Source organism: Gordonibacter sp. (assembly GCF_036667095.1).
Taxonomy (GTDB): domain Bacteria; phylum Actinomycetota; class Coriobacteriia; order Coriobacteriales; family Eggerthellaceae; genus Gordonibacter.
On the sequence record NZ_JAVWUP010000026.1, the window covers coordinates 1 to 19544 of the forward strand.

Annotated in this window: 18 protein-coding genes and 1 pseudogene; 16 read left to right on the forward strand and 3 right to left on the reverse strand. The window is 58.8% G+C overall.

The genetic code is table 11. The annotated features are described in order from the left end of the window. A pseudogene (locus RR842_RS04465) lies at nucleotides 1-1250 on the reverse strand (hypothetical protein); the annotation flags it as partial. A 998-nt stretch (nucleotides 1251-2248) separates the two neighbouring features. Here RR842_RS04465 and RR842_RS04470 point away from each other — a divergent pair. Further along, nucleotides 2249-3940 carry an MFS transporter gene (locus RR842_RS04470; protein ID WP_332729095.1) on the forward strand — a complete coding sequence of 564 codons (1692 nt, stop codon included), beginning with the start codon at nucleotides 2249-2251 and terminating at the stop codon, nucleotides 3938-3940. Nucleotides 3941-4161: 221 nt separating this feature from the next. On the opposite strand, the gene RR842_RS04475 is transcribed toward RR842_RS04470, so the two are convergent. Further along, nucleotides 4162-4749, reverse strand: a complete 588-nt coding sequence (locus tag RR842_RS04475; protein ID WP_332553610.1) for a hypothetical protein — start codon at nucleotides 4747-4749, stop codon at nucleotides 4162-4164. A gap of 365 nt (nucleotides 4750-5114) precedes the next feature. Between RR842_RS04475 and RR842_RS04480 the strand changes: the two genes are divergently transcribed. From RR842_RS04480 to RR842_RS04505, 6 genes are all read left to right on the forward strand, one after another. Beyond that, the gene (locus tag RR842_RS04480) at nucleotides 5115-5384 is read left to right on the forward strand and encodes a hypothetical protein (RefSeq protein WP_332574338.1); all 270 of its coding nucleotides are present in this window, start codon (nucleotides 5115-5117) and stop codon (nucleotides 5382-5384) included. A 133-nt stretch (nucleotides 5385-5517) separates the two neighbouring features. Continuing rightward, nucleotides 5518-7830 carry a molybdopterin-dependent oxidoreductase gene (locus tag RR842_RS04485; RefSeq protein WP_332553608.1) on the forward strand — a complete coding sequence of 771 codons (2313 nt, stop codon included), beginning with the start codon at nucleotides 5518-5520 and terminating at the stop codon, nucleotides 7828-7830. Between the two features lie 20 nt (nucleotides 7831-7850). After that, nucleotides 7851-8210 (forward strand): oxidoreductase, encoded by a 360-nt coding sequence (locus tag RR842_RS04490; RefSeq protein ID WP_332518585.1) that lies wholly within the window; start codon nucleotides 7851-7853, stop codon nucleotides 8208-8210. Between the two features lie 81 nt (nucleotides 8211-8291). Further along, nucleotides 8292-8567, forward strand: a complete 276-nt coding sequence (locus RR842_RS04495) for a hypothetical protein (protein ID WP_332518584.1) — start codon at nucleotides 8292-8294, stop codon at nucleotides 8565-8567. A gap of 188 nt (nucleotides 8568-8755) precedes the next feature. Continuing rightward, nucleotides 8756-9094 carry a hypothetical protein gene (locus RR842_RS04500; RefSeq protein WP_332518583.1) on the forward strand — a complete coding sequence of 113 codons (339 nt, stop codon included), beginning with the start codon at nucleotides 8756-8758 and terminating at the stop codon, nucleotides 9092-9094. Nucleotides 9095-9145: 51 nt separating this feature from the next. Then, nucleotides 9146-9664, forward strand: coding sequence for an FKBP-type peptidyl-prolyl cis-trans isomerase (locus RR842_RS04505; protein ID WP_332518582.1), 519 nt, complete (start codon nucleotides 9146-9148; stop codon nucleotides 9662-9664). A gap of 394 nt (nucleotides 9665-10058) precedes the next feature. Here the strand turns inward: RR842_RS04505 and sdaAA are convergent, their stop codons facing one another. Beyond that, nucleotides 10059-11672, reverse strand: a complete 1614-nt coding sequence (gene sdaAA / locus RR842_RS04510) for an L-serine ammonia-lyase, iron-sulfur-dependent, subunit alpha (protein WP_332729096.1) — start codon at nucleotides 11670-11672, stop codon at nucleotides 10059-10061. A 255-nt stretch (nucleotides 11673-11927) separates the two neighbouring features. On the opposite strand from sdaAA, the gene RR842_RS04515 reads away from it, so the two are divergent. From RR842_RS04515 to rplC, 9 genes are all read left to right on the forward strand, one after another. Next, nucleotides 11928-12887, forward strand: a complete 960-nt coding sequence (locus RR842_RS04515; RefSeq protein WP_332553607.1) for a manganese-dependent inorganic pyrophosphatase — start codon at nucleotides 11928-11930, stop codon at nucleotides 12885-12887. A gap of 1 nt (nucleotide 12888) precedes the next feature. Then, nucleotides 12889-14004, forward strand: coding sequence for a M20/M25/M40 family metallo-hydrolase (locus RR842_RS04520; protein ID WP_332513145.1), 1116 nt, complete (start codon nucleotides 12889-12891; stop codon nucleotides 14002-14004). A gap of 240 nt (nucleotides 14005-14244) precedes the next feature. Continuing rightward, nucleotides 14245-14661: a type II toxin-antitoxin system RelB/DinJ family antitoxin gene (locus RR842_RS04525; protein ID WP_332513143.1), complete on the forward strand. Its 417-nt coding sequence runs from the start codon at nucleotides 14245-14247 to the stop codon at nucleotides 14659-14661. Continuing rightward, nucleotides 14661-15164, forward strand: coding sequence for a PIN domain-containing protein (locus RR842_RS04530; RefSeq protein ID WP_332513141.1), 504 nt, complete (start codon nucleotides 14661-14663; stop codon nucleotides 15162-15164). Before RR842_RS04525 ends, RR842_RS04530 begins: the two co-directional genes overlap by 1 nt. 264 nt (nucleotides 15165-15428) lie before the next feature. After that, nucleotides 15429-15800 carry a 30S ribosomal protein S12 gene (rpsL, locus tag RR842_RS04535; RefSeq protein WP_332513140.1) on the forward strand — a complete coding sequence of 124 codons (372 nt, stop codon included), beginning with the start codon at nucleotides 15429-15431 and terminating at the stop codon, nucleotides 15798-15800. Between the two features lie 118 nt (nucleotides 15801-15918). Beyond that, the gene (rpsG, locus tag RR842_RS04540; protein WP_332513139.1) at nucleotides 15919-16389 is read left to right on the forward strand and encodes a 30S ribosomal protein S7; all 471 of its coding nucleotides are present in this window, start codon (nucleotides 15919-15921) and stop codon (nucleotides 16387-16389) included. Between the two features lie 19 nt (nucleotides 16390-16408). Beyond that, nucleotides 16409-18529, forward strand: coding sequence for an elongation factor G (gene fusA / locus RR842_RS04545; protein WP_332513137.1), 2121 nt, complete (start codon nucleotides 16409-16411; stop codon nucleotides 18527-18529). 32 nt (nucleotides 18530-18561) lie between these two features. Beyond that, on the forward strand, nucleotides 18562-18870 hold the full coding sequence (rpsJ, locus tag RR842_RS04550; RefSeq protein WP_332513135.1) for a 30S ribosomal protein S10: 309 nt from the start codon (nucleotides 18562-18564) through the stop codon (nucleotides 18868-18870). Nucleotides 18871-18884: 14 nt separating this feature from the next. After that, a complete protein-coding gene (rplC, locus tag RR842_RS04555; RefSeq protein WP_332513133.1) occupies nucleotides 18885-19523 on the forward strand; it encodes a 50S ribosomal protein L3 in 639 nt (212 codons plus the stop codon). The last annotated feature ends 21 nt before the right edge of the window (nucleotides 19524-19544 follow it).

Genomic DNA, 19544 nt, shown 5'->3' on the forward strand with positions numbered 1-19544 from the left:
GCCGCTGCAGGCATGCTGGCAAGGGCGTTTGCAGCTCGGAGTATCTCGTCCTTATCCTCGCTTTCCCCTATCCCTTTTCCTTCCCCATCCCCTTCGTCTTCGCTCTCGCCACCTACGTTTTCGCAGCTATTTTCCCATCTAGCTTGCTCAATCTGACGGTTGAACGACGCAATGACGGACCTTTCATCCGAGGGCCCTGGTGCAACGGCACGCTTGATGTCGCGCACGCGTGGCAGCAGAGCGTAGGCCACTACCATGACCAGCATGATAAGCACGGTGCCGCCTGCTTCGCCAAACGGCGTAAGCGAGCTGAGGAATGCGGGGTCTACTATCGACAACGAACCGCCTAGCGAGCCTAGTGCCAAACAACCGCGTCCAATGCCGAACACGAAAATAGGCGACAGGCGGAACTCTTGCGATATTTCGCCGAAGAACATCCACATAAGCGCTTCGAAGCACATGTAGCCCGTAAGCAAAATGAGCGGTGGCAGGATGGATTCCTGCAATGCTAGTGAGGGCAAGAAGAGCAGGGTAATAGCAATGCACGGTATAAGAGGTCTGAACAGGAAATCCCAGTGGCTGCGTTTGTCGATGGAGAACACTGTCACCATCAAAAGCACCGTCGCGGCCCCTCCGGCGAATAGGGCCAAAAGCTGAGTGGTCAGATCGGACGAGGGCAGGATGACCTGTGTCGATATGGACCGCAATGCTCCCAGTGCAAAGCCAAATAACAACACTGGCAGCGCCAGGCGAATAGAGAACGGCCCTTTCTTGACGGGCAGTGGCGTGAAGATGGGCATGGCGCGGCGCACGGCATAGCTCACCGGTGTCAGCTCCCACAGCAGCGGCAGCTCTAGCAGTGGCAGGCAGGCGGTCAGAATGCCTGAGAACGGTGCGGGAATTACATGTAGCACGAACGAGTAAATGGCTACGGCAATGACGATGGCCACGGCCGTGTTTATAACGATAGTGGCAGCACCGTTACGCGAAAACGCAGTGCCCCAGAATAGCAACAGCAAGGCCGACCCGATGCCGGTCGACACGCCCGAAAACACCGTAAGCGCTATGCCGAGCGCCCCCGGCTCTCCTGCGGCGAATACCGCAAACGTGCCGATGGAGGTAAGTAAACTGGTGCCAAGCAGCACGCGCTTGGCTGTATAGAACTTGAGAAACTTCTGATCGGTCATGCCAGCGACCAGAAGCGACAGGCCGAACACCACGATAGAGATAAGGAATACGAACGAAATCATGGGGGTAGGGGCATTGGCTAAAAAAGCTGGAGGGGGTATCTGGAAAATGGTCGTCGTCCCGAACATGGCGGTGTATATCCAAGCTTGATGTATACCGAATCCGAGTGAGAGCGTGCTTAGTTCGCCTTGAGTGCCCATACCTCTATCATCATCGACCACAATACTGATGCGCGGAAACGTCAACGCCATGAGTAGAACCTCGCTTTTCCCCTGATTGTGGACCTTGCGGCCCAAGCGATTTTCCCAACAAGTGACTGCGGCAGTGTTGCTCTGGATATTGAAAACCTACTTCCGCTGTGCGGGAGTAGGTGCTACCCCAAACATGAGTGAAGCTTTTTCTATTCCAAGACCATACCGGGTGGGCCCGTTGTGGTCAAGGCGAATTAACTTATTTTCGTACAGGCCGCGTGCGTGGTAAAAATATAAATACAACTGTTGAACAGGCAATACGGAGTCGCTGCATCGGCGAGGATGACGAAAATCAACCTCTCGGGCCGATGGCGGCCACCGTAAAGACCCGTTGCGTCTCGACAGCTTTGATGGAGAGCGGGTCTTCAAAAAAAATCGATCTCGTGGATCGATGCCCAGATGCTAAAGCGTCCCTTGGAGACGATGACCGCGAAACGCGGATTCCGTACTCTTCGAATTGCACGTTTCTTTTGCGGAGATATCCGTTTTTAAACGCTCTTTGCGCGGGAAACGAGAGGGATTGGTGGGAGAGAAGTAAGAAAGGAGGAGGGTGCGTGGTCGTTTCTTCCGACTTACCGTACGGTTTTCGGGGCGAGTTTGCGAAAGACGTTCAGGGACGGCTTTCGAAACTACGGAAGCTTCGGTTATTTCTGCAATACTGAAGCGTCCGTAATTTCCTGAGGATACTGTGCGGTTTTCGGTCTTGCTACTGCGCAGAGGGGAAGCAAAACCAACAGATTGGCAGGCGGCCTGATGCTCATGCTTAGGCCAGCTTCCAATTACACGAGTTTACCCTGAAGGGGGGACTGATGGATAAAAAAGAGTTCACGGTCTCAGAGGTTATTGACTCTATCGGCATCAGCTCGCACACGTGGGTCGTCTTTGTACTTTTGGCTTTCGCCATGATCTTCGACGGCTACGATTTCATGATTGTCAATTCGACTAATATGTTCGTGGCCCATACATTTTGGCCCGACAACGCGAATCCGGGTGCCCTTATGGGGTCGCTCACCACGTGGGGCCTGCTCGGCATGGTTATCGGCGGTGCTGTCGGTGGTATCATGTCCGACAAGCTTGGCCGCAAAAAGACACTCATCGTCGCTGTCATGTTCTACGGCTTGTTCACCTTGCCGCAGGCTTTTGCTAACGACATGATGTTCTTTGCGGCGTTTCGCCTGATCGCCGGCTTCGGCGTGGGCTCCTGTATTCCCGTGGTAACAACGGTGTTTTCTGAGAGTATGCCGTCCAAGCAACGTGGCATCTTCGTGACGTTCGGCATGGCCTTTATGGTTGTCGGCTGGGTTTTGGCAGGCCTTATTGCCAACCCCATCTGCAACGCGGCCACGCCGCTCTTGGGTGACTTTACCAACCAGATCACGTACGCCACCGCAGAGGGTACCGCAACGATGTTCGCCAACTGGCGCCTCTGCTACCTGATCGGTGGCATACCGCTTATCTACGGCGTTGTCCTTTTCTTTACTATGCATGAGACGCCGCACTGGTATGCCAATTCTGGCAATAAAGAGATGGCCTGCAAGCGCCTTACCCAAATCGAGCAGGCTACCCGCCATACGAGCCATGAGTATGACCCTGCCTTGCTTATCGTTCCACCGAAGCCCGCCAAGACCGGCCCTTCGGTTTTGTTCTCAAGCAAGTTCATTGTGGCAACCTGCGCCATCTGGGCTGCCTACTTCGTTGGCCAGTTCTGCGTGTATGGCATGAATGCCTGGATCCCCACCTGGTTTGTGGGCCTGGGGTACTCTCAAGCGGACAGCGTTTCGCTTCAAACGTGGAACAACGTAGCTGCCATCGCATCTAACATTATAGTGGGCTTCGTCTCCGACAAGGTGGGCCGCAAGCGGAACCTGGCCTTCGCGTGGCTGTTCTGCGTCGTGGCCATCGTTTTGTGCTCCCTTTTCGTGGTCCCGAACAACATGGGCATCTGCATCGCCCTTATGCTCCTGTTCGGCTTCGCGCTGAACTACGCTATCACGGCAGTTCAGCCCCTTATGCCGGAAAGCTATCCGACCGCCATCCGCAATACCGGTACGTCGTGGTGCCAGGCGTTCGCCCGCTTCGGCGGCTCGGCATCCTCTATCGTGCTGGGTGGCATTGCTGGCATGGCGTTCTTCCAGACCGCAACAGGTGCTACCAACTGGAGTACGGTTGTGCTGGTGCTTATCGTCCCGTTTGCCTTGGGCTTTGTCTGCACGGTGTTGTTTGTGAAAGAAACTGCAGGCAAGTCTATGGATCAGCTTGCGGCCGAGGAACAGAAGCTCGGTGCCTCCGAGAGCGACGGCAACATGCGCTTCATCTGCATGCTGGTCATTGTGTCCATCTTGGCAGTGCTTTGCATCGTGTGCCCGTTGGTCGTGCCCGGCTGGTCAAAGCAGCCCTACGCTTTGCCGCTCATGGCAATTGGCCTGCTACTGCCCTTTGTGTACTTCTTCGTGTTCGGCGGTGCCCAGCTGGCGAAGACGAAAGCTGCCAAGAGCAAGTAAAGCTTCTTGGCGCTTCAAATGAAAAGGCTCCCTGCAATTGCGGGGAGCCTTTTTTCGGCGGGACGCCCGGCATGGGCGCGTCTCTCATGGGTGAGAGGGAAGGGCCTTTTGCTAATGGTTCAATGAAAGGCTTTCCCTGCCCAATTACGATAGAGAGAGGGGATTCTTTGCTCGACCAGAGGTCTGCCAAGAATCCTCCGACCCGCTTGAATATTCGGTACTTAGTCGCACCTTTCCAGATCAGGTAGCTTGTCGTAGGGGATTCCCTTGCTCGAGGAGAGCCACTTCTTCGCCTTTTGGAGTTTGGTAGCACCCGAATCTTCGAAGCCCTCGCTTAGGCCTCGGTACTCCTCCTTGATGCCCATGGCGATGGCGGCTGCAACGGCAATGCGCAGCTTGGCCACGTCCTTAGCCCTTATCTCGTAGCACTCGCCATGGTTCTTGAAGTCAACCAGCTGCACATGTACCTCTTTGTGCAGATCATCCTCGTTCACGAAATCAAAGGGGGGCTCGCTCAACGTGCCATCTATTTGCCACTTCATCCCATTGACGTAGTAGTGCTTGAACAGATGCAAGGTGTGGAACACGTACTCCCAGCGTTCGAGTTTCAGATAATACGTGAGGGTTTTCGCATCGGGCTTGATGCAGCCCATCTCCCCGCCCATGCGGCCGAAGATGACCGCTTTGTCGCGTTCGCTTGACCAGGTACCTTTGATGCTGAGAAATGTTTCCCCGTCTTCGTACCACACGTCGAAGTCCTCGTGGCGCGCCAGGGCGTCTTTCGGAAAGTATACTTTGTTGTTCTTCAAGGAACCTCCTTAGAAGCGCGTTTTCGCACAAGGGGGATTATAGCATCGGTGTGCAGAATTCCGAAAGTTCAGAGAAATTAAAATGTAACTAGTGAACAGGCGATATGTAGTTTTACACCCCTGAGGGAGGACGAAAATCAACCCTGTGGGACGATGGGTTGACGGGCAAAATTGTCCCTGTGATTCGATGCGCCCTGTGCGCGGGTCTTTAAGCTAGAGCCTGTCAGCTTCTGGCGATTGCTTTTCGGCCTTTCGGCCGTGGGGTCCGCCAAGCATACGACAGACCGCAAGAGGGTCGGGGCGGGGCCGCTGCACAACGCACTGTCGCCGCAACCGACCGAGGACTTGAATGGGAGGCCCCCACTATGTGTTTTAGACCAGCTGATGCTTCCGCCGGCTCAGGCATGAACAAATGCCCCGAGTGCGGCAAGACCATCCAGATGATGGCCGGCGTCACCCTGAAGAACTGCCCGTTCTGCAAATGCGATTTCACGCCCTACATTGACGGCACGAAGCCGCTGCCGAATGCGGCTCCCGGTGCTCCTGCAGCACCTGCTGCTCCCGGCGCCCCGAAAGCACCCGGTGCTCCTGCAGCACCTGCCGCCCCCGCGGCACCGAAGCCTCCGAGCGCTTAAGCGTAAGTATCCGACATCTGCGAGGGGGAAGCGCGGTGTCGAGAGGGAGGGCTTGGTAAGGGATCAGGCGCGATGGCTTGCGCTGATTTAAGTTCTACCGTACACGATCGATGAGTGTAGAAAGAAGGAGAACATGGCATACGGCAAACAATGGCAAACCGTGAGGGAAGACGGAACCGTCGTAACCCGCAGCAACACGTGGTCGCCTCCGGGAAGCCACCCGGTAGGATACGGCGTGAAGGTGGTTACCAAGGATGGCGAGCTTATCCGCGTCGAGGGTGACGACGACAACCCGATTACCACTGGTCGTGTCAACGCGTTGAACCTTGCGCTGCGTGAGTACACCTACGCACCGGAGCGTATCATCCACCCGATGAAGCGCGCGTATGAAGATCGCGGCAAGGACAAATGGGTGCGCACCACGTGGGACGAGGCACTCGACACCATTGCCGATAAGGTTCATTACTTCCAGAACACCTACGGTCCCGAGTCCATCGTGGTATTCGGCGGCACCGGGCGTGAGGCCTGTATCTTCTACTACGCCTTGACGTTCTCGGTTCTGCAGTCGCCCAACTGCTGCTACGCGCAGTCCGGCTGGTCTTGCTATGGCCCGCGTTGCTCCATCGCCGACTATGTTTTGGGTGCGGGATATCCCGAGCTCGATTATGCAGGTCACCTCCCGGGCAGCTATCAGGATCCGGCCTACACGGTTCCTAAGTGGATTGTGGTGTGGGGCAAAGAGCCTCTGCCCTCCAATGGCGACGGCTTCTTCGGGCACTGCCTCGTTGACTTGATGAAGCTTGGCACCAAGATTATCTCCATCGATCCGCGTATCACCTGGGTTGGCGCCCATAACGGCAACATCAACCTGCAGGTTCGCCCGCAGACCGATACCGCTCTTGCGCTCGGCATTATGAACCTTATGTTCGAGTCTGGTGAATTCGACCAGGAATTCGCAGAGAAGTGGATTTACGGCCTCGATGAGATGAAGGCGCGTGCGGCTGAGTATCCGGTCGAGAAGGTTTCTGAGATTACGACGGTTCCGGTTGAAGACATCAAGCGCGTTGCCCACATCGTTGGCACCGAGCGCCCGATTGGTTGGGCGTGGGGTCTTGCGTTTGACCAAAACAAGAACGGCGTTCAGCTTGCCCAGGCAATGATCATCCTGGCGGCTCTTTCCGGGTCGATCGACCGCCCCGGCGGCCTGACGCTTGGTCCTCCGTCGGCGCTTTTGGGCAAATGGCGTATGGAGCAGCGTGGCGCTATGGAAGACGATGTCTGGTCGAAGCGCATCGGCGCGGCCGCATGGCCGGGTCTGTCCACGGGTATGGCTACCACGCAGCCCGACGAGACGCTGAACACCATGGAGACCGATCAGCCCTACGCCCTGAAGATGGGTTGGTTCAACAGCTCCAACTTCCTTACCCCCACCTGCTCGGCGCAGCCGAAGCGTTGGCACAAGGCACTCCAGAAGCTCGAGTTCGTGGTGGTGCAAGACCTCACCATGACCCCGACGGCTATGGCCTTGGGCGACTACTTCCTGCCGATGGCCACGTGGGCCGAGCACAACGGCATCGTGCTGACACACTACGGCCGCAACACCGTGTTCATGGGCCCCATGAACAAGGCTTTGACGGTGGGCGAGTGCAAGTCCGATGTGGAAATATGTCTCATGTTCGGTCAGCGCCTGAACCCCGGCTGGTGGCCGTGGTATAAGCCGGCTGACGGCAAGTCGCTTGACCTAGATGCCTTGGCAGTGGCCGTGGAAGACTTCTATAGCGATCAGCTCAAAGAGCTTGGTTTCGACTGGAAGACGTTCCAGGAACTCGGTCTGTACCAGCCTGGCGCGCACGGCTTCGAGTACGAGAAATACGAGAAGGGCCTGCTGCGTTTTGACGGCGAGCCCGGTTTCAACACCATCACCGGCCAGATCGAAGCCTACTCGATCCTGTACGAATCCTGGGGCGAGGATCCGCTGCCGTACTACGAGGAGCCGAACTACAGCCAGATCAGCCAGCCCGATCTTGCTGCCCAGTACCCACTGTTCTCCACCTCAGGCTCGCGCCGCTACAGCTCGTTCCACTCCGAGCATCGCCAGGTTCCGTCGCTGCGCCAGATTGATCCGTGGCCGTGGATTCAGCTCAACCCCGAGACCGCTGAAGAGTACGGCATCACCGACGGCGACTGGTGCGAGGTGTACAACATGCTCGGCGAGGCTCGCTTCAAGGCCGAAATCACGCCGGTTATTAAGCCCGGTATCCTGAACTGCGCTCATGGCTGGTGGTTCCCCGAGCAAGACGGCGAAGAGCCCAACCTGTTCGGCGTGTGGAAGTCTAACTTCAACAGCCTCGTGCCGCACTTCAATGTCGGTAAGCTTGGATTCGGCGCTCCGTTCAAGGGTGTTATGTGCAACATCCGCCGCGTTCGCAGCCTTGACCAAGACTAACAGATAAGGACGTGACACAAATGGCAGATCAAAAGTACGCTTTGCTTGTTGACTACACTTACTTTTCGGGCAACCATGCCGCCGAGATTGCCTGCAAGGAAGAACTGGGCCTCCCGCTCGACCAGTTCGGCATCAAAGAAGTCGAAGTGGGCCCTTTCAAGAAGACCGAAGGCAACGACGGCGACGCATGGGAGTGGTTCTACCTTCCGTGCCCCACGTCCATCTTCTCCGAGCATTGGGGGACCGGTGGAGACCGTGCCGGCCAGCGCCCCTTGGCCGTTCAGGTAGAGGAATCCGCGTCCATGTACTATGGTACGGTGGAAGAGATGATTGCCAAGATGGCAGAGTTCGATCGCCCGATGGTGCTGTTCCAGCTCTAGGCAGGTAAAACGCTGTGACGCTCTGGTCATCGGACACGCAAGCCGATGACCAGAGCAATGATGACCGACAAGGAGGGTAAAATGACTCGAGACGAATTCTTGGAGCTTGACGCTCCAGCTGCAGCAGAGAAACTGAATGCTCTTTTGGCTGAGGGAAAAAGCCAGGATGAGGCTATGGCTGAATGCGGAGTAGCCAAAGCCGATCTCATGAAGATACAGGTTTTCTTCGTGAAGGACAAGTACATCGCCCGTGCTTGGGGTGGCTACACCTCCACAAAGCGTACGGGCAACGAGGCCGGCGACGCTGATATCGGCATTGGCGGTAGCGATCCTTCCAAGGGCTACGCTGGCGTCTAGTCAAAGCGCGCTGGTGACAAAGGGGAAGGCTTGTTCGCGCAGGACGAGCCTTCTCGCTCTGGTGAGGACGCATTGTCCGCACACCTTACTGGCTACAGCAAGCTGTGCAGGCAATGCACGATGCCAAGTCGATCAGGGGCAGATGCAAGGCTGAGTTTGAAGATCCGAGCATAAGGAGACGAGGCTTTATGGCAACCGAAGAAGAGATTTTGGCCGAGGTCGAACAGTGCGGTCGCTTAACACCAGAGCAGGAGGATATCCTGTACAACATATCCTTAAAGCAAGACGAGTGGGGTCGACAATCGACAAATTTGCTGCTCAACAAAGTAAAGGGAAACCCGATATACGAGCCGATGTTCGAGCGCGAGTTCCTTACCTACCAAGTGTTCAATCATGGTGGTAAGCACGAGATCGCTTGTTTGTACGTTACCTTGAAAGGTTTGCGCTACTGCGTTATGTTCGCAGACGAGCTTTCTGCCCGTCGTGCGCTGAACCCTGCAGGTGCACCGTGGCAAGTGGTGGCCTAGGGATTATCTTTGATGCACAAGGCGCACTAACTTGAAAAAAGGAGACTAGCGATGCAGCTTGGTTCAACGGTAACCCTTGCCTATACGGGCACACTCGAAGATGGCACGGTATTTGGCTTTGCCACAAAAGAGGAGCCTATGAAATTCCAGACAGGGATGGATATGGCTATCGATGGCTTCGAGAACGCCGTTTTAGAGATGAACGAAGCGGGGGAGAAGAAGACCTTCGTTGTTGATGAGTACGAGGCCTATGGCGAGTACCTGGAGAGCCATACAGCAAAAATTCCCATCGAGCAGATTCCGGTGGACAATATTGCGGTAGGGAAGCGCATTTGGCTATCAAGCAGCGAGGACGGCGCACCCATGCCCGCGACGGTTCTGGAAATTGAAGGAAGCGTGGCGCTGTTCGACCTCAATCATCCCCTCGCGGGAAAGAACCTTACGTTTGAAGTGGAGTTGCTGGAGGTCGAGGAAGCTCCTGAGGATTTTGTTTCTGCAGTTGAGAAAGCGAAGCACATGAAGGAACAGGCCAAGTTGCTGGGCGGTGACTCGGGCGAGGACTTCCGCTGAGGATATCTCCGTTGAGGGCACAGTTGCGCGAGGTGCGGGCGAGCGCTCGTGCCTCGCAATGTTTTTGAAAGGGGTGGAAAGGCGTGTGCTGGTCGTGCAATCCGATCTGCGGCGGCTGCAGGCCGCCGCGCAAGCGTCCAATCAAATGCCCGGAATGCGGTATGTTTAATGCGGTTGATTTAGAGCATTTCAAAAACATCAACCCGTGTACCAAGTGCGGCTTCGACTTGACCGACCTTGCTCTGCCAGAAGCGATCGTGTGCACGATCTGCGGCGAAACATGCTACAACCCTTGTCGCAAAGGCAAAGAAGAGCAGCCTGGCAATGAGAAGCGTGCCTGCCAGGTTCGCATCAAAGAACCGCTGAGGCCCTAAAGGGGGTAACTGAGTCCGCCCTACGCCCGCCCTTCGCACCACGCGCAGGCGCTGGGCGAGGCGGCGATGCCGCCGAGCGCGCTTTCGCGCAGCTCGAAAGGCAGGGAGCGCCCTACGGCATCCATGGTGGACACCGTTTCGTCGAAGTCCACGAGGTTGCCGATGCCGGCCAGGGCGATCTGCGCACTGACCAGCGCCGTGGCCGCCGCGGTGGCATTGCGTTTCTGGCAAGGCACTTCCACGAGACCCCCCACCGGATCGCATACCAGGCCCATGAGCGCGCACAGTGCGTTGCCTGCTGCGGCCAACGCTTGGTTGGGCGTGCCCCCCGCCATCTCCACCGTTGCAGCAGCGGCCATGGCGGCTGCCGAGCCCACCTCGGCCTGGCATCCTCCCTCCGCGCCCGATACCGTGGCGTTGCGGGCGACGAGGTAGCCCACAGCTGCTGCGGCGAGCAGGCCCCGACGGAGTGTATCGGCATCGTAGCCTCGCTGCTCTTCTAAAGCCAGCAGCACGCCGGGCACAACACCCGACGAGCCTGCGGTGGGGGCGGCGACGATGCGGCCCATCGAGGCGTTCGTCTCCAGCACGGCAAGCGCGTACTCCATTGCGCATCCGGTCAGCTCATCGACGACGGAGGTTTCCTGCGTGCGCGAGCGGCGCACGGCGCGCGCCTCGCCACCAATGAGGCCGCCCATCGACAGCACCGGCTCGCGCAAGGGCCCGGTCGCCGAGGCTCGCATGACGCCCAGCGCCCGGTCGAGGTAGGCTTGCGCGTCGCAGCGATGTCCGCCCCGTGCGGCCAGCGCCTCCTCGCGTGCCAAAAAGGCATCGGACAGGGAGCCGCCTTGCTCTTCGCAGCGCGCAAGCAGCTCGTTGCCCGTGGTGAACTCACAGGTCGAGAAGCGCAGTTCGGCTTCTTCGGCCGACGGGGAGTAGGGGTCGACGAGCTCGCCTGCGGGGCTATCAGCGGCTACGATGCGCACGTCGTACACCGCCGGATGCCTCTCGATGCACTCTTTCACCGCAGGGGGAAGCGCTCCGTCCACCTCGAGCACCGTGTAGGCTCCCGATCCGCGCCGGGTGCGGAACATGCGCGCCGTGCCGATGTTCACGTCGCATTCCGACACGCAGCCGGCGATATGCGCCAGCACGCCTGCCTCGTCGCGTTGGCGTACCACCAGGCTGGTATGCTCGCCGGTGATGTTTACCTCGATGCCGTCGATGCGCTTGATGACGGCCGCGCCGCCCCCGATGCTCGCACCCCGTACCTCCAGCGAGTCTCCGCGCTGGTCAACGACGTGTAGGTCCACGGTGTTCGGGTGTTCGACGGGCTTGCTGGGATCGCATGCAAACGAGAACTCCAAGCCAACCTCGCATGCTCGCTCGAACGAGTCGCGAATGCCCAGGTCGTCAGGTGCCATTCCCAAGAGCCCGGCCACGAGCGCCTTGTCGGTGCCGTGTCCCGACTGCGTGCAGGCGAACGATCCGTACAGCGTGAACGTAGCCTGTGCAGGTGGGGCAGCCAACAGGCTTTTCGCCATGCGGGCAATGCGCAGGGCGCCTGCGGTGTGCGAGCTGGAGGGCCCCACCATAATGGGGCCGATGATGTCGGTCAGGCCGAGCGTTTCCACGGCACTTCCTTTCGTGGCGGATATCGCCTTGTTCCGAAGGTTCTGCCATCGTAGCGCATGCACGCGGCCCCTTCCACCGCGCTTTTGTGAGATTTTCGACGGCGAAACGGCTGCGCTGGCGCATCGCCTGCTGCGCCAGCGCTATACTGGTTGCGTTGTCGTTGCAGGCCCCGGTCTGTCGGCGAGAGAACCCAACCATCTATACAGAAAGCAAACGTGCCCTGCGCGGGGCATCAATGCGAAGGAGCGAGCACCATGGCCGAGCCCATCATCGTCGTTGGACACAAGAACCCCGACAACGATTCCATCAGCGCAGCAGTTGGATATGCGTACCTGAAGAACGAGCTGGCACGCCGCGCTGCCGAAGAGGGGGAGGCGGAAGCCTACGAGCCGGTTCGCCTGGGCCCGCTGCCGCCGGAGAGCTCCTGGGTCTTGGGAAGCGTCGGCATCGAGGAGCCCCGCCTGATCGAGAACGTGCGCACAGACGACGATGCGCCGAAGCAGCGCGTGGTGCTGGTCGATCACAACGAGGTGCGCCAGGCCGCAGACGGCATCGAGGAAGCCGAGATCGTCGAGATCGTTGACCATCATCGCATAGGTGGCATGGTCACCGCCAGCCCTATCATGTTCCTGAACCTGCCGCTGGGCTCTACCGCCTCCATCGTTGTGCAGGAGTTCGAGCGCAACGGCGTGGAGCTGCCCGACTCGATCGCGAAGGTGCTGCTGTCGGCCATCCTCACCGATACCGTCATTCTGAAGTCCCCGACGGCCACCGCCATCGACCGTGCCATCGTCGAGAAGCTGTCCGCGCAGGTGGGCGTCGATCCCACGGAGTTCGGCCTGGCCGTGTTCAAGCAGCGCGGCGGCGAGGGCAGCATGCCCATCAAGGAATTCGTGTGCGCCGACTCCAAGGAGTTCCAGGCGGGCGACGCTACCGTGCTCATCGCGCAGCATGAGACGGTGGACCTTGCGGGTGCTATGGAGCGCGAGGACGAGGCTCGCGAGCTTATGCGCGGCCTGTGCGAGGAGCACGGCTACCAGTTCGTACTGCTCATGGTCACCGACATTATCGCCGAGGGCAGCCAGTTTATCTGCGAAGGCGACTGCGAGCTGGTCAATCGTGTCTTCGGTATCGAATGCGCTCCCGGTGGCGTGTGGATGCCTGGAATTTTGAGCCGCAAGAAGCAAGTAGCCGCCAAGATCCTGGGGGCGTAGCATGGATTCCGCTCGCTTGCTCGATTCGTTCTGCGATCTTGTCCGTATCGAGAGCCCTTCGCGCCATGAGGCCGCGATGGCGACGCGCTGTGCCGATGAGTTGCGGGATATGGGTTTCTCCGTGCGCTTCGACAATACGGCGGCGCAGACGGGCTCCGACACGGGCAACCTTATCGCGTACCTTCCGGGTACGGCGACGGGGCATATCGTGTTGTCGGCGCACATGGACACGGTCGAGCCGTGCGCGGGCGTCGAGCCTGTCGTGGCAGACGGCGTCGTGCGCTCGGCTGGTGATACTATCCTAGGTGCGGACGATAAGGCAGGCGTGGCGGCTATCTTCGAAGGTGTGCGCTCGGCTGTGGAGGAGGGGTGGGCCCGCCCTGACATCACCGTGTTGCTGACCACGTGCGAGGAGCTGCACCTGCTGGGTTCTAGCGCGCTCGGTTCAGATGCACTGCCCCAGGGTGCACCTTGCTATGTGTTCGATGCAGACGGCGCTCCCGGTACTGTCATCACCGGCGCTCCGTGCCACTATGCGCTGAAAGCGGTATTCCACGGCCGCGCGTCGCACGCCGGCGTTGTCCCTGAGGCGGGCATCTCGGCCATCTGCATGGCGGCTTCGGCAATTGAGGCTATGCCGCTGGGCCGTTTGGACGAGGCCACCACGGCGAACATCGGCGTTATCGAAGGCGGCCGTGAGACAAACGTCGTGCCCGACACCTGCCTGGTGGCGGGGGAGTGCCGCTCGCTCTATCGGAGCCGTGTCGATGCGCAGCGCGATGCCATGACGACGGCTCTCGAAAATGCGGCGGCGCGCTTCGGCGGTTCGGTGGATATCGAATGGGAGAAAAGCTACGATGCCGTGCTCTACGACGAGGACGATCCCTTGGTGCAGGCTATCGTCCGCGCCGTTGAGGCTGCCGGCCTGACACCCCGCTTCCACCATTCCGGCGGCGGTGCCGATGCCAACGTGCTCGCCGCTTGCGGCGTGCGTCCGGTCACGCTCAGCGTGGGTATGGCGAACTTCCATTCCTTAGGCGAGTACATCTCCGTCGCCGACCTGGAGGATTCCGCCCGCCTCGTCGAAGCCCTCGTGGCCGAGGGCGTGAGGGCGTAAGGTGCCTCTCGGCAGATGCCCTGGTGCTTATCTGCGAGAAGGCCTGCCAACGATTTCAAATGAGAACCGCTATCAGCCGAGACGGCCGGTAGCGGTTCTCATTTGTCTGTCACCTTTCGCCGAGGGCCTCTCGGCCTCGGTGCCAGAGAGGGAGCAAAACCTTCCCCTGTCAGAGCACCTGCGGCAACGTGTGCTATACTGTATAGCGCTGCTGTAGTGACGCTTGGAAAGAGGTGGGCTATGGGTGCGGTTCAGATGAATACCCGGTTGCCGGAAGATTTGAAGATTGCCGGGGATGAAGTGCTTGCATTGTACGGGCTTACGCCAAGCGATGCGGTGCGGGAACTCTGGGGCTATCTGGAGAAGCAACACGACCTGCCTGTCTTCATGCGTAAAGCCACTAATACCGAAAAAGAGGCTGAGCGGCAACGCAAGTTGGCGATCGCCGAGGAAGGCCCGCATCTTGTCGAGAATATTTTTGAGGCACACGGAATTACTTTGCCTCCGCCACGTCCTGTTGTCTGGCAGGACTTGAAGGAGGAAACATACGGCGACAAGCCACGCGAGCAGCTGAGCGCATACGAGGTGGTCGAAGCCTACTACGATGATCTGCGCGATGAAGCGTACGACGAGAAATTGCAAAGAGGGGGGTTGTGATGAGTGCCCAGCCGCTCAAAGTTCTCGTTGATACCAATGTTTGGCTGCATTACTTCGAGGGCGGTGGATTAGGTGCGAAAGAAAGTGCAGCTTTGATTCGCACGCTCATCGCGCAAGAGGCGGTGCTTTACAGCGCTGCGTTATCCTTGAAAGATGTTTATTACCTACATCAGCGCAACCAAAAAAAGAAAATCCACGCACGTGGTGTCTGCTTAGATAAAGGTACGGTTGCTGCCATACGGGAATCGGCGTGGTCGTGCGTGCGCAGTATGAGAGAACTGTCGATCGTGGTACCGGTCGGGCAGTCCGATATTTTGCAGGCGACAACCTATCGCGATCTGCACGATGATTTCGAGGATGATTTGGTGCTGGCTGCTGCGCAACGTGTAGAGGCAACCTATCTCGTTACTTTTGATGGTAGGCTTTGTCGTCGTGCCCCTGTCGCCTGCCTTGATCCTGCCAGTCTGTTGACTTTGCTGCATGCAGGTCAAAGTGTTGTGTGAAAGAAAAAAGCAACGTATTTGTTTGAAAAAATTTGTATTCTTCTAAATTGTTCTATTTAATCAGGCGAAATGTGTTCTAAAGCAATAGATACGCCCGGATGCGTGGCGTTTGACAAGCCTGATGGCCGGTGGTAGAGTTCTCGATCGCGCCAATTACGGGCGCAGGTTTTCATGTGCGTACCAGCTGAACGCACAGGGAAGCGTGTGCAAAAGGAGATTGCCTATATATAGGCAATCGAAGCAAGAGGTAGAAGGAGAGAAGCTTTGCCTACTATTAACCAGTTGGTCCGCAAGGGCCGCAGCCAGTCGGTCGACAAGAAGAAGACCCCGGCTCTGAAGGGCAACCCGCAGAAGCGCGGTGTGTGCACCCGCGTGTACACGACCACGCCGAAGAAGCCGAACTCGGCTCTTCGCAAGGTCTGTCGTGTGCGCCTGGTCAACGGCATGGAAGTGACCGCCTATATTCCGGGCATCGGCCACAACCTGCAGGAGCACTCGATGGTTCTCATCCGCGGCGGTCGTGTTAAGGACCTCCCCGGTGTGCGCTACAAGGTCATCCGTGCTGCTCTGGACTGCTCGGCTGTAGACAGCCGTCGTCAGGCTCGCAGCCGCTACGGTACCAAGCGCCCCAAGTAAGCAACCGCTAAGACGCGCGGGTCGCGAAACCGCAATCGCCCAAAGGGGGCGGGCTGCGGGACCTAATGGACGGGTTGAAAGCCGTCTCGAAGCGCGCAGGAACATGAAGGAGTAATACATGCCGCGTCGTGCAGCAGCCGTCCGCCGTGAAGTACAGCCGGACGCACAGTACAACAACCGCCTTGTCACGCAGCTGATCAACAAGATCCTGCTTGACGGCAAGAAAGCAACCGCCGAGAACATCGTTTACGGTGCCTTCGCCATCATCGAGAAGAAGACCGAAGGCGATCCGCTGGCCGTGTTCAAGAAGGCCATGGACAACGTTCGCCCGACCCTCGAAGTCAAGCCGAAGCGTGTCGGTGGCGCCACCTACCAGGTGCCGATGGAGGTCAACTCCCGCCGTGCCACCACGCTGGCTATCCGCTGGATGGTGGACTACTCGCGCAAGCGCAAAGAGCACACCATGAAGGAGCGCTTGGCTGCCGAGATCATGGATGCCTCTGAAAATGCGGGCGCTTCGGTGAAGAAGCGCGAGGACCTGTACAAGATGGCAGAGTCCAACCGCGCGTTCTCGCACTACCGCTTCTAGAGGAAGGTGTGGAGCTTACATGGCTAAACTGAGTTTACAAGATACGCGCAACATCGGCATCATGGCCCACATCGATGCGGGCAAGACGACGACGACCGAGCGCATCCTTTACTATACGGGCAAGACCCACAAGATCGGCGAGGTGCACGACGGTGCCGCGACGATGGACTGGATGGTGCAGGAGCAGGAGCGTGGCGTGACCATCACGGCTGCCGCTACTACGTGCTTCTGGAAGTATCCCGGCGGCGCCGACGATGGACACGAGTATCGTTTCCAGATTATCGACACGCCCGGCCACGTTGACTTCACGGCCGAGGTTGAGCGCTCGCTTCGCGTGCTCGACGGTGCCGTTGCGGTGTTCGATGCCGTTGCCGGCGTGCAGCCGCAGTCCGAGACGGTGTGGCGTCAGGCCAGCCGTTACGGCGTGCCTCGCATTGCCTACATCAACAAGTACGACCGCATTGGCGCGGACTTCTTCCATGCCATCGAGACCATGAAGGACCGCCTGGGTGCGCCGGCTGTTGCTGCGCAGATGCCCATGGGTGCCGAGGATGCCTTCTGGGGCATCGTTGACCTGGTGACCATGACGGCTTGGGACTTCAAGGCCGACGAGAAGGGCATGACCTACCCCGAGCCCCTGGATGCTATCCCGGCCGAGTTTGCCGAGGAAGCTGAGCTTCGCCGCGGCGAGCTGCTCGAGGCTGCCGCCGACTGCGACGACGCCCTCATGGAGAAAGTGCTTATGGAGGAAGAGGTGACGGTCGACGAGTTTAAGGCCGCCATCCGCAAGGGCACTATCGACTGCAAGATCCACCCGGTGTTCGTGGGCTCGTCCTACAAGAACAAGGGTGTGCAGGAACTGCTTGACGCGGTAGTCGACTACATGCCTGCGCCGACCGACGTTGCCGCCATCAAGGGCACGAACCCTGATACGGGTGAAGAGGGCGAGCGTCCCTCCGACCTGAAGGCTCCGTTCTCGTCCTTGGCTTTCAAGATCATGACGGACCCGTTCGTGGGCAAGCTGACCTACCTGCGCGTGTACTCGGGCCAGCTCGACTCCGGCTCGTACGTGCTGAATGCCAGCAAGGACAAGAAAGAGCGCATCGGCCGCTTGCTGCAGATGCACTCCAACCAGCGTGTCGACATCGACGGCTGTGCCGCCGGCGACATCGTTGCCGTCGTAGGCCTGAAGGACACGTCCACCGGAGACACGCTGTGCGATGAGAAGCAGCCGATCATCCTTGAGTCCATGGAATTCGCCGAGCCGGTTATTGACATTGCTGTCGAGCCGAAGACGAAGGCCGAGCAGGACAAGATGGGCGTGGCGCTGCAGAAGCTCGCCGAGGAGGACCCGACGTTCCGCGTGTCCACCAACCAGGAGACGGGCCAGACCATCATCGCCGGTATGGGCGAGTTGCACCTCGAGATCATCGTTGACCGCTTGCTGCGCGAGTTCAAGGTCGAGGCTAATGTCGGCAAGCCGCAGGTTGCTTACCGCGAGACGGCCACCAAGCCGGTTCTGGGCGCCGAGGGCAAGTTCGTGCGTCAGTCCGGTGGTCGCGGCCAGTACGGCCATGCGGTCATCAACATGTACCCGCAGGAAGAGGCTGGCAAGGGCTACGTGTTCGAGAACAAGACCGTGGGCGGCTCGGTGCCGAAGGAGTACGTCACGCCTATCGATCGCGGCATCCAGGAAGCGCTGAACTCCGGCGTGTTGGCTGGATACCCGGTTGTGGACGTGCGTGTCGAACTCGTCGACGGCTCCTATCACGAGGTCGACTCGTCTGAGGCGGCGTTCAAGGTGGCCGGTTCCATGGCTATCAAAAACGCGCTGAAGAAGGGTGGCTCGGTGATTCTCGAGCCGATGATGGCCGTTGAAGTCGAGACTCCTGAGGAGTACATGGGCGACGTCATGGGCAACCTGTCGAGCCGTCGTGGCCAGATCCAGGGCATGGGCGACCGCGGCAACGCGAAGACCATCAAGGCGAAGGTTCCGCTGTCCGAGATGTTCGGCTACGCTACCGACCTGCGCTCCACGACGCAGGGTCGCGCTTCGTATACGATGCAGTTCGCTTCGTATGAGGCTGTGCCGAAGAACGTGGCGGAAGAAATTATCAGCAAGGCCGGCGGGAACGCTTAAAGCGCGTGACCTGAATAACGGAGGTAAGGTAAGTGGCTAATCAGAAGATTCGCATCCGCTTGAAGGGGTACGATCATGAGATTGTGGACCAGTCCACGAAGCTCATTGTCGATACCGCGCAAAAGACGGGTGCCAAAGTGTCCGGTCCGATTCCGCTGCCGACGGAGCGTAACATGTACTGCGTCATCCGCGGTCCGCACGTCGACAAGGATTCCCGTGAGCAGTTCGAGATGCGCACGCACAAGCGTCTCATCGACATCCTCGAGCCGACCCCTAACACGGTCGACTCCCTGATGCGTCTCGACCTCCCGGCCGGCGTCGACATCGAAATTAAGCTGTAAAGGGGGTCGTTGTCATGATTAACGCTATCTACGGTAAGAAAATCGGCATGACCCAGATCTTCGGCGAGGACGACCGCGTCATCCCCGTTACGGTGATCCAGGCCGAGCCGAACAAGGTTTGCCAGGTGAAGACCAAGGCAACCGACGGCTACGAGGCCGTGCAGTTGGGCTTTGGAGTTGTACGCAAGTTCAAGAAGAGCGGTGAATACCGCGTTAACAAGCCTATGGCGGGTCACTTCGCCAAGCAGGGCACCGATCCGGTGCGCTACCTGCGCGAAGTCCGCGTGGAAAACGCCAGCGAGTACAAGGTCGGCGACGAACAGACGGTTGCGGCCTTCGGCGAGACGAAGAAGGTCGACGTTATGGGTCGGTCCAAGGGCAAGGGCTTCGCCGGCGTCATGAAGCGCTACGGCCATCATGGCGGCCCGGGCGGCCATGGCTCGCACTTCCACCGCGCTCCCGGTTCGGTCGGTCAGTGCGCTACGCCGTCCCGCGTGTTCAAGGGGCTGAAGCTTCCTGGTCACATGGGCTGCGAAACCGTGACCGTCAGGAACCTGGAGGTTGTCCGTATCGACGAGGAGCAGAACCTCATCCTCGTGCGCGGCGCCATCCCCGGCGGCAAGAATGGCATCGTTCGCGTCCGTATGGCTTAAAGCGCGGGCTGGAAGAGGAGT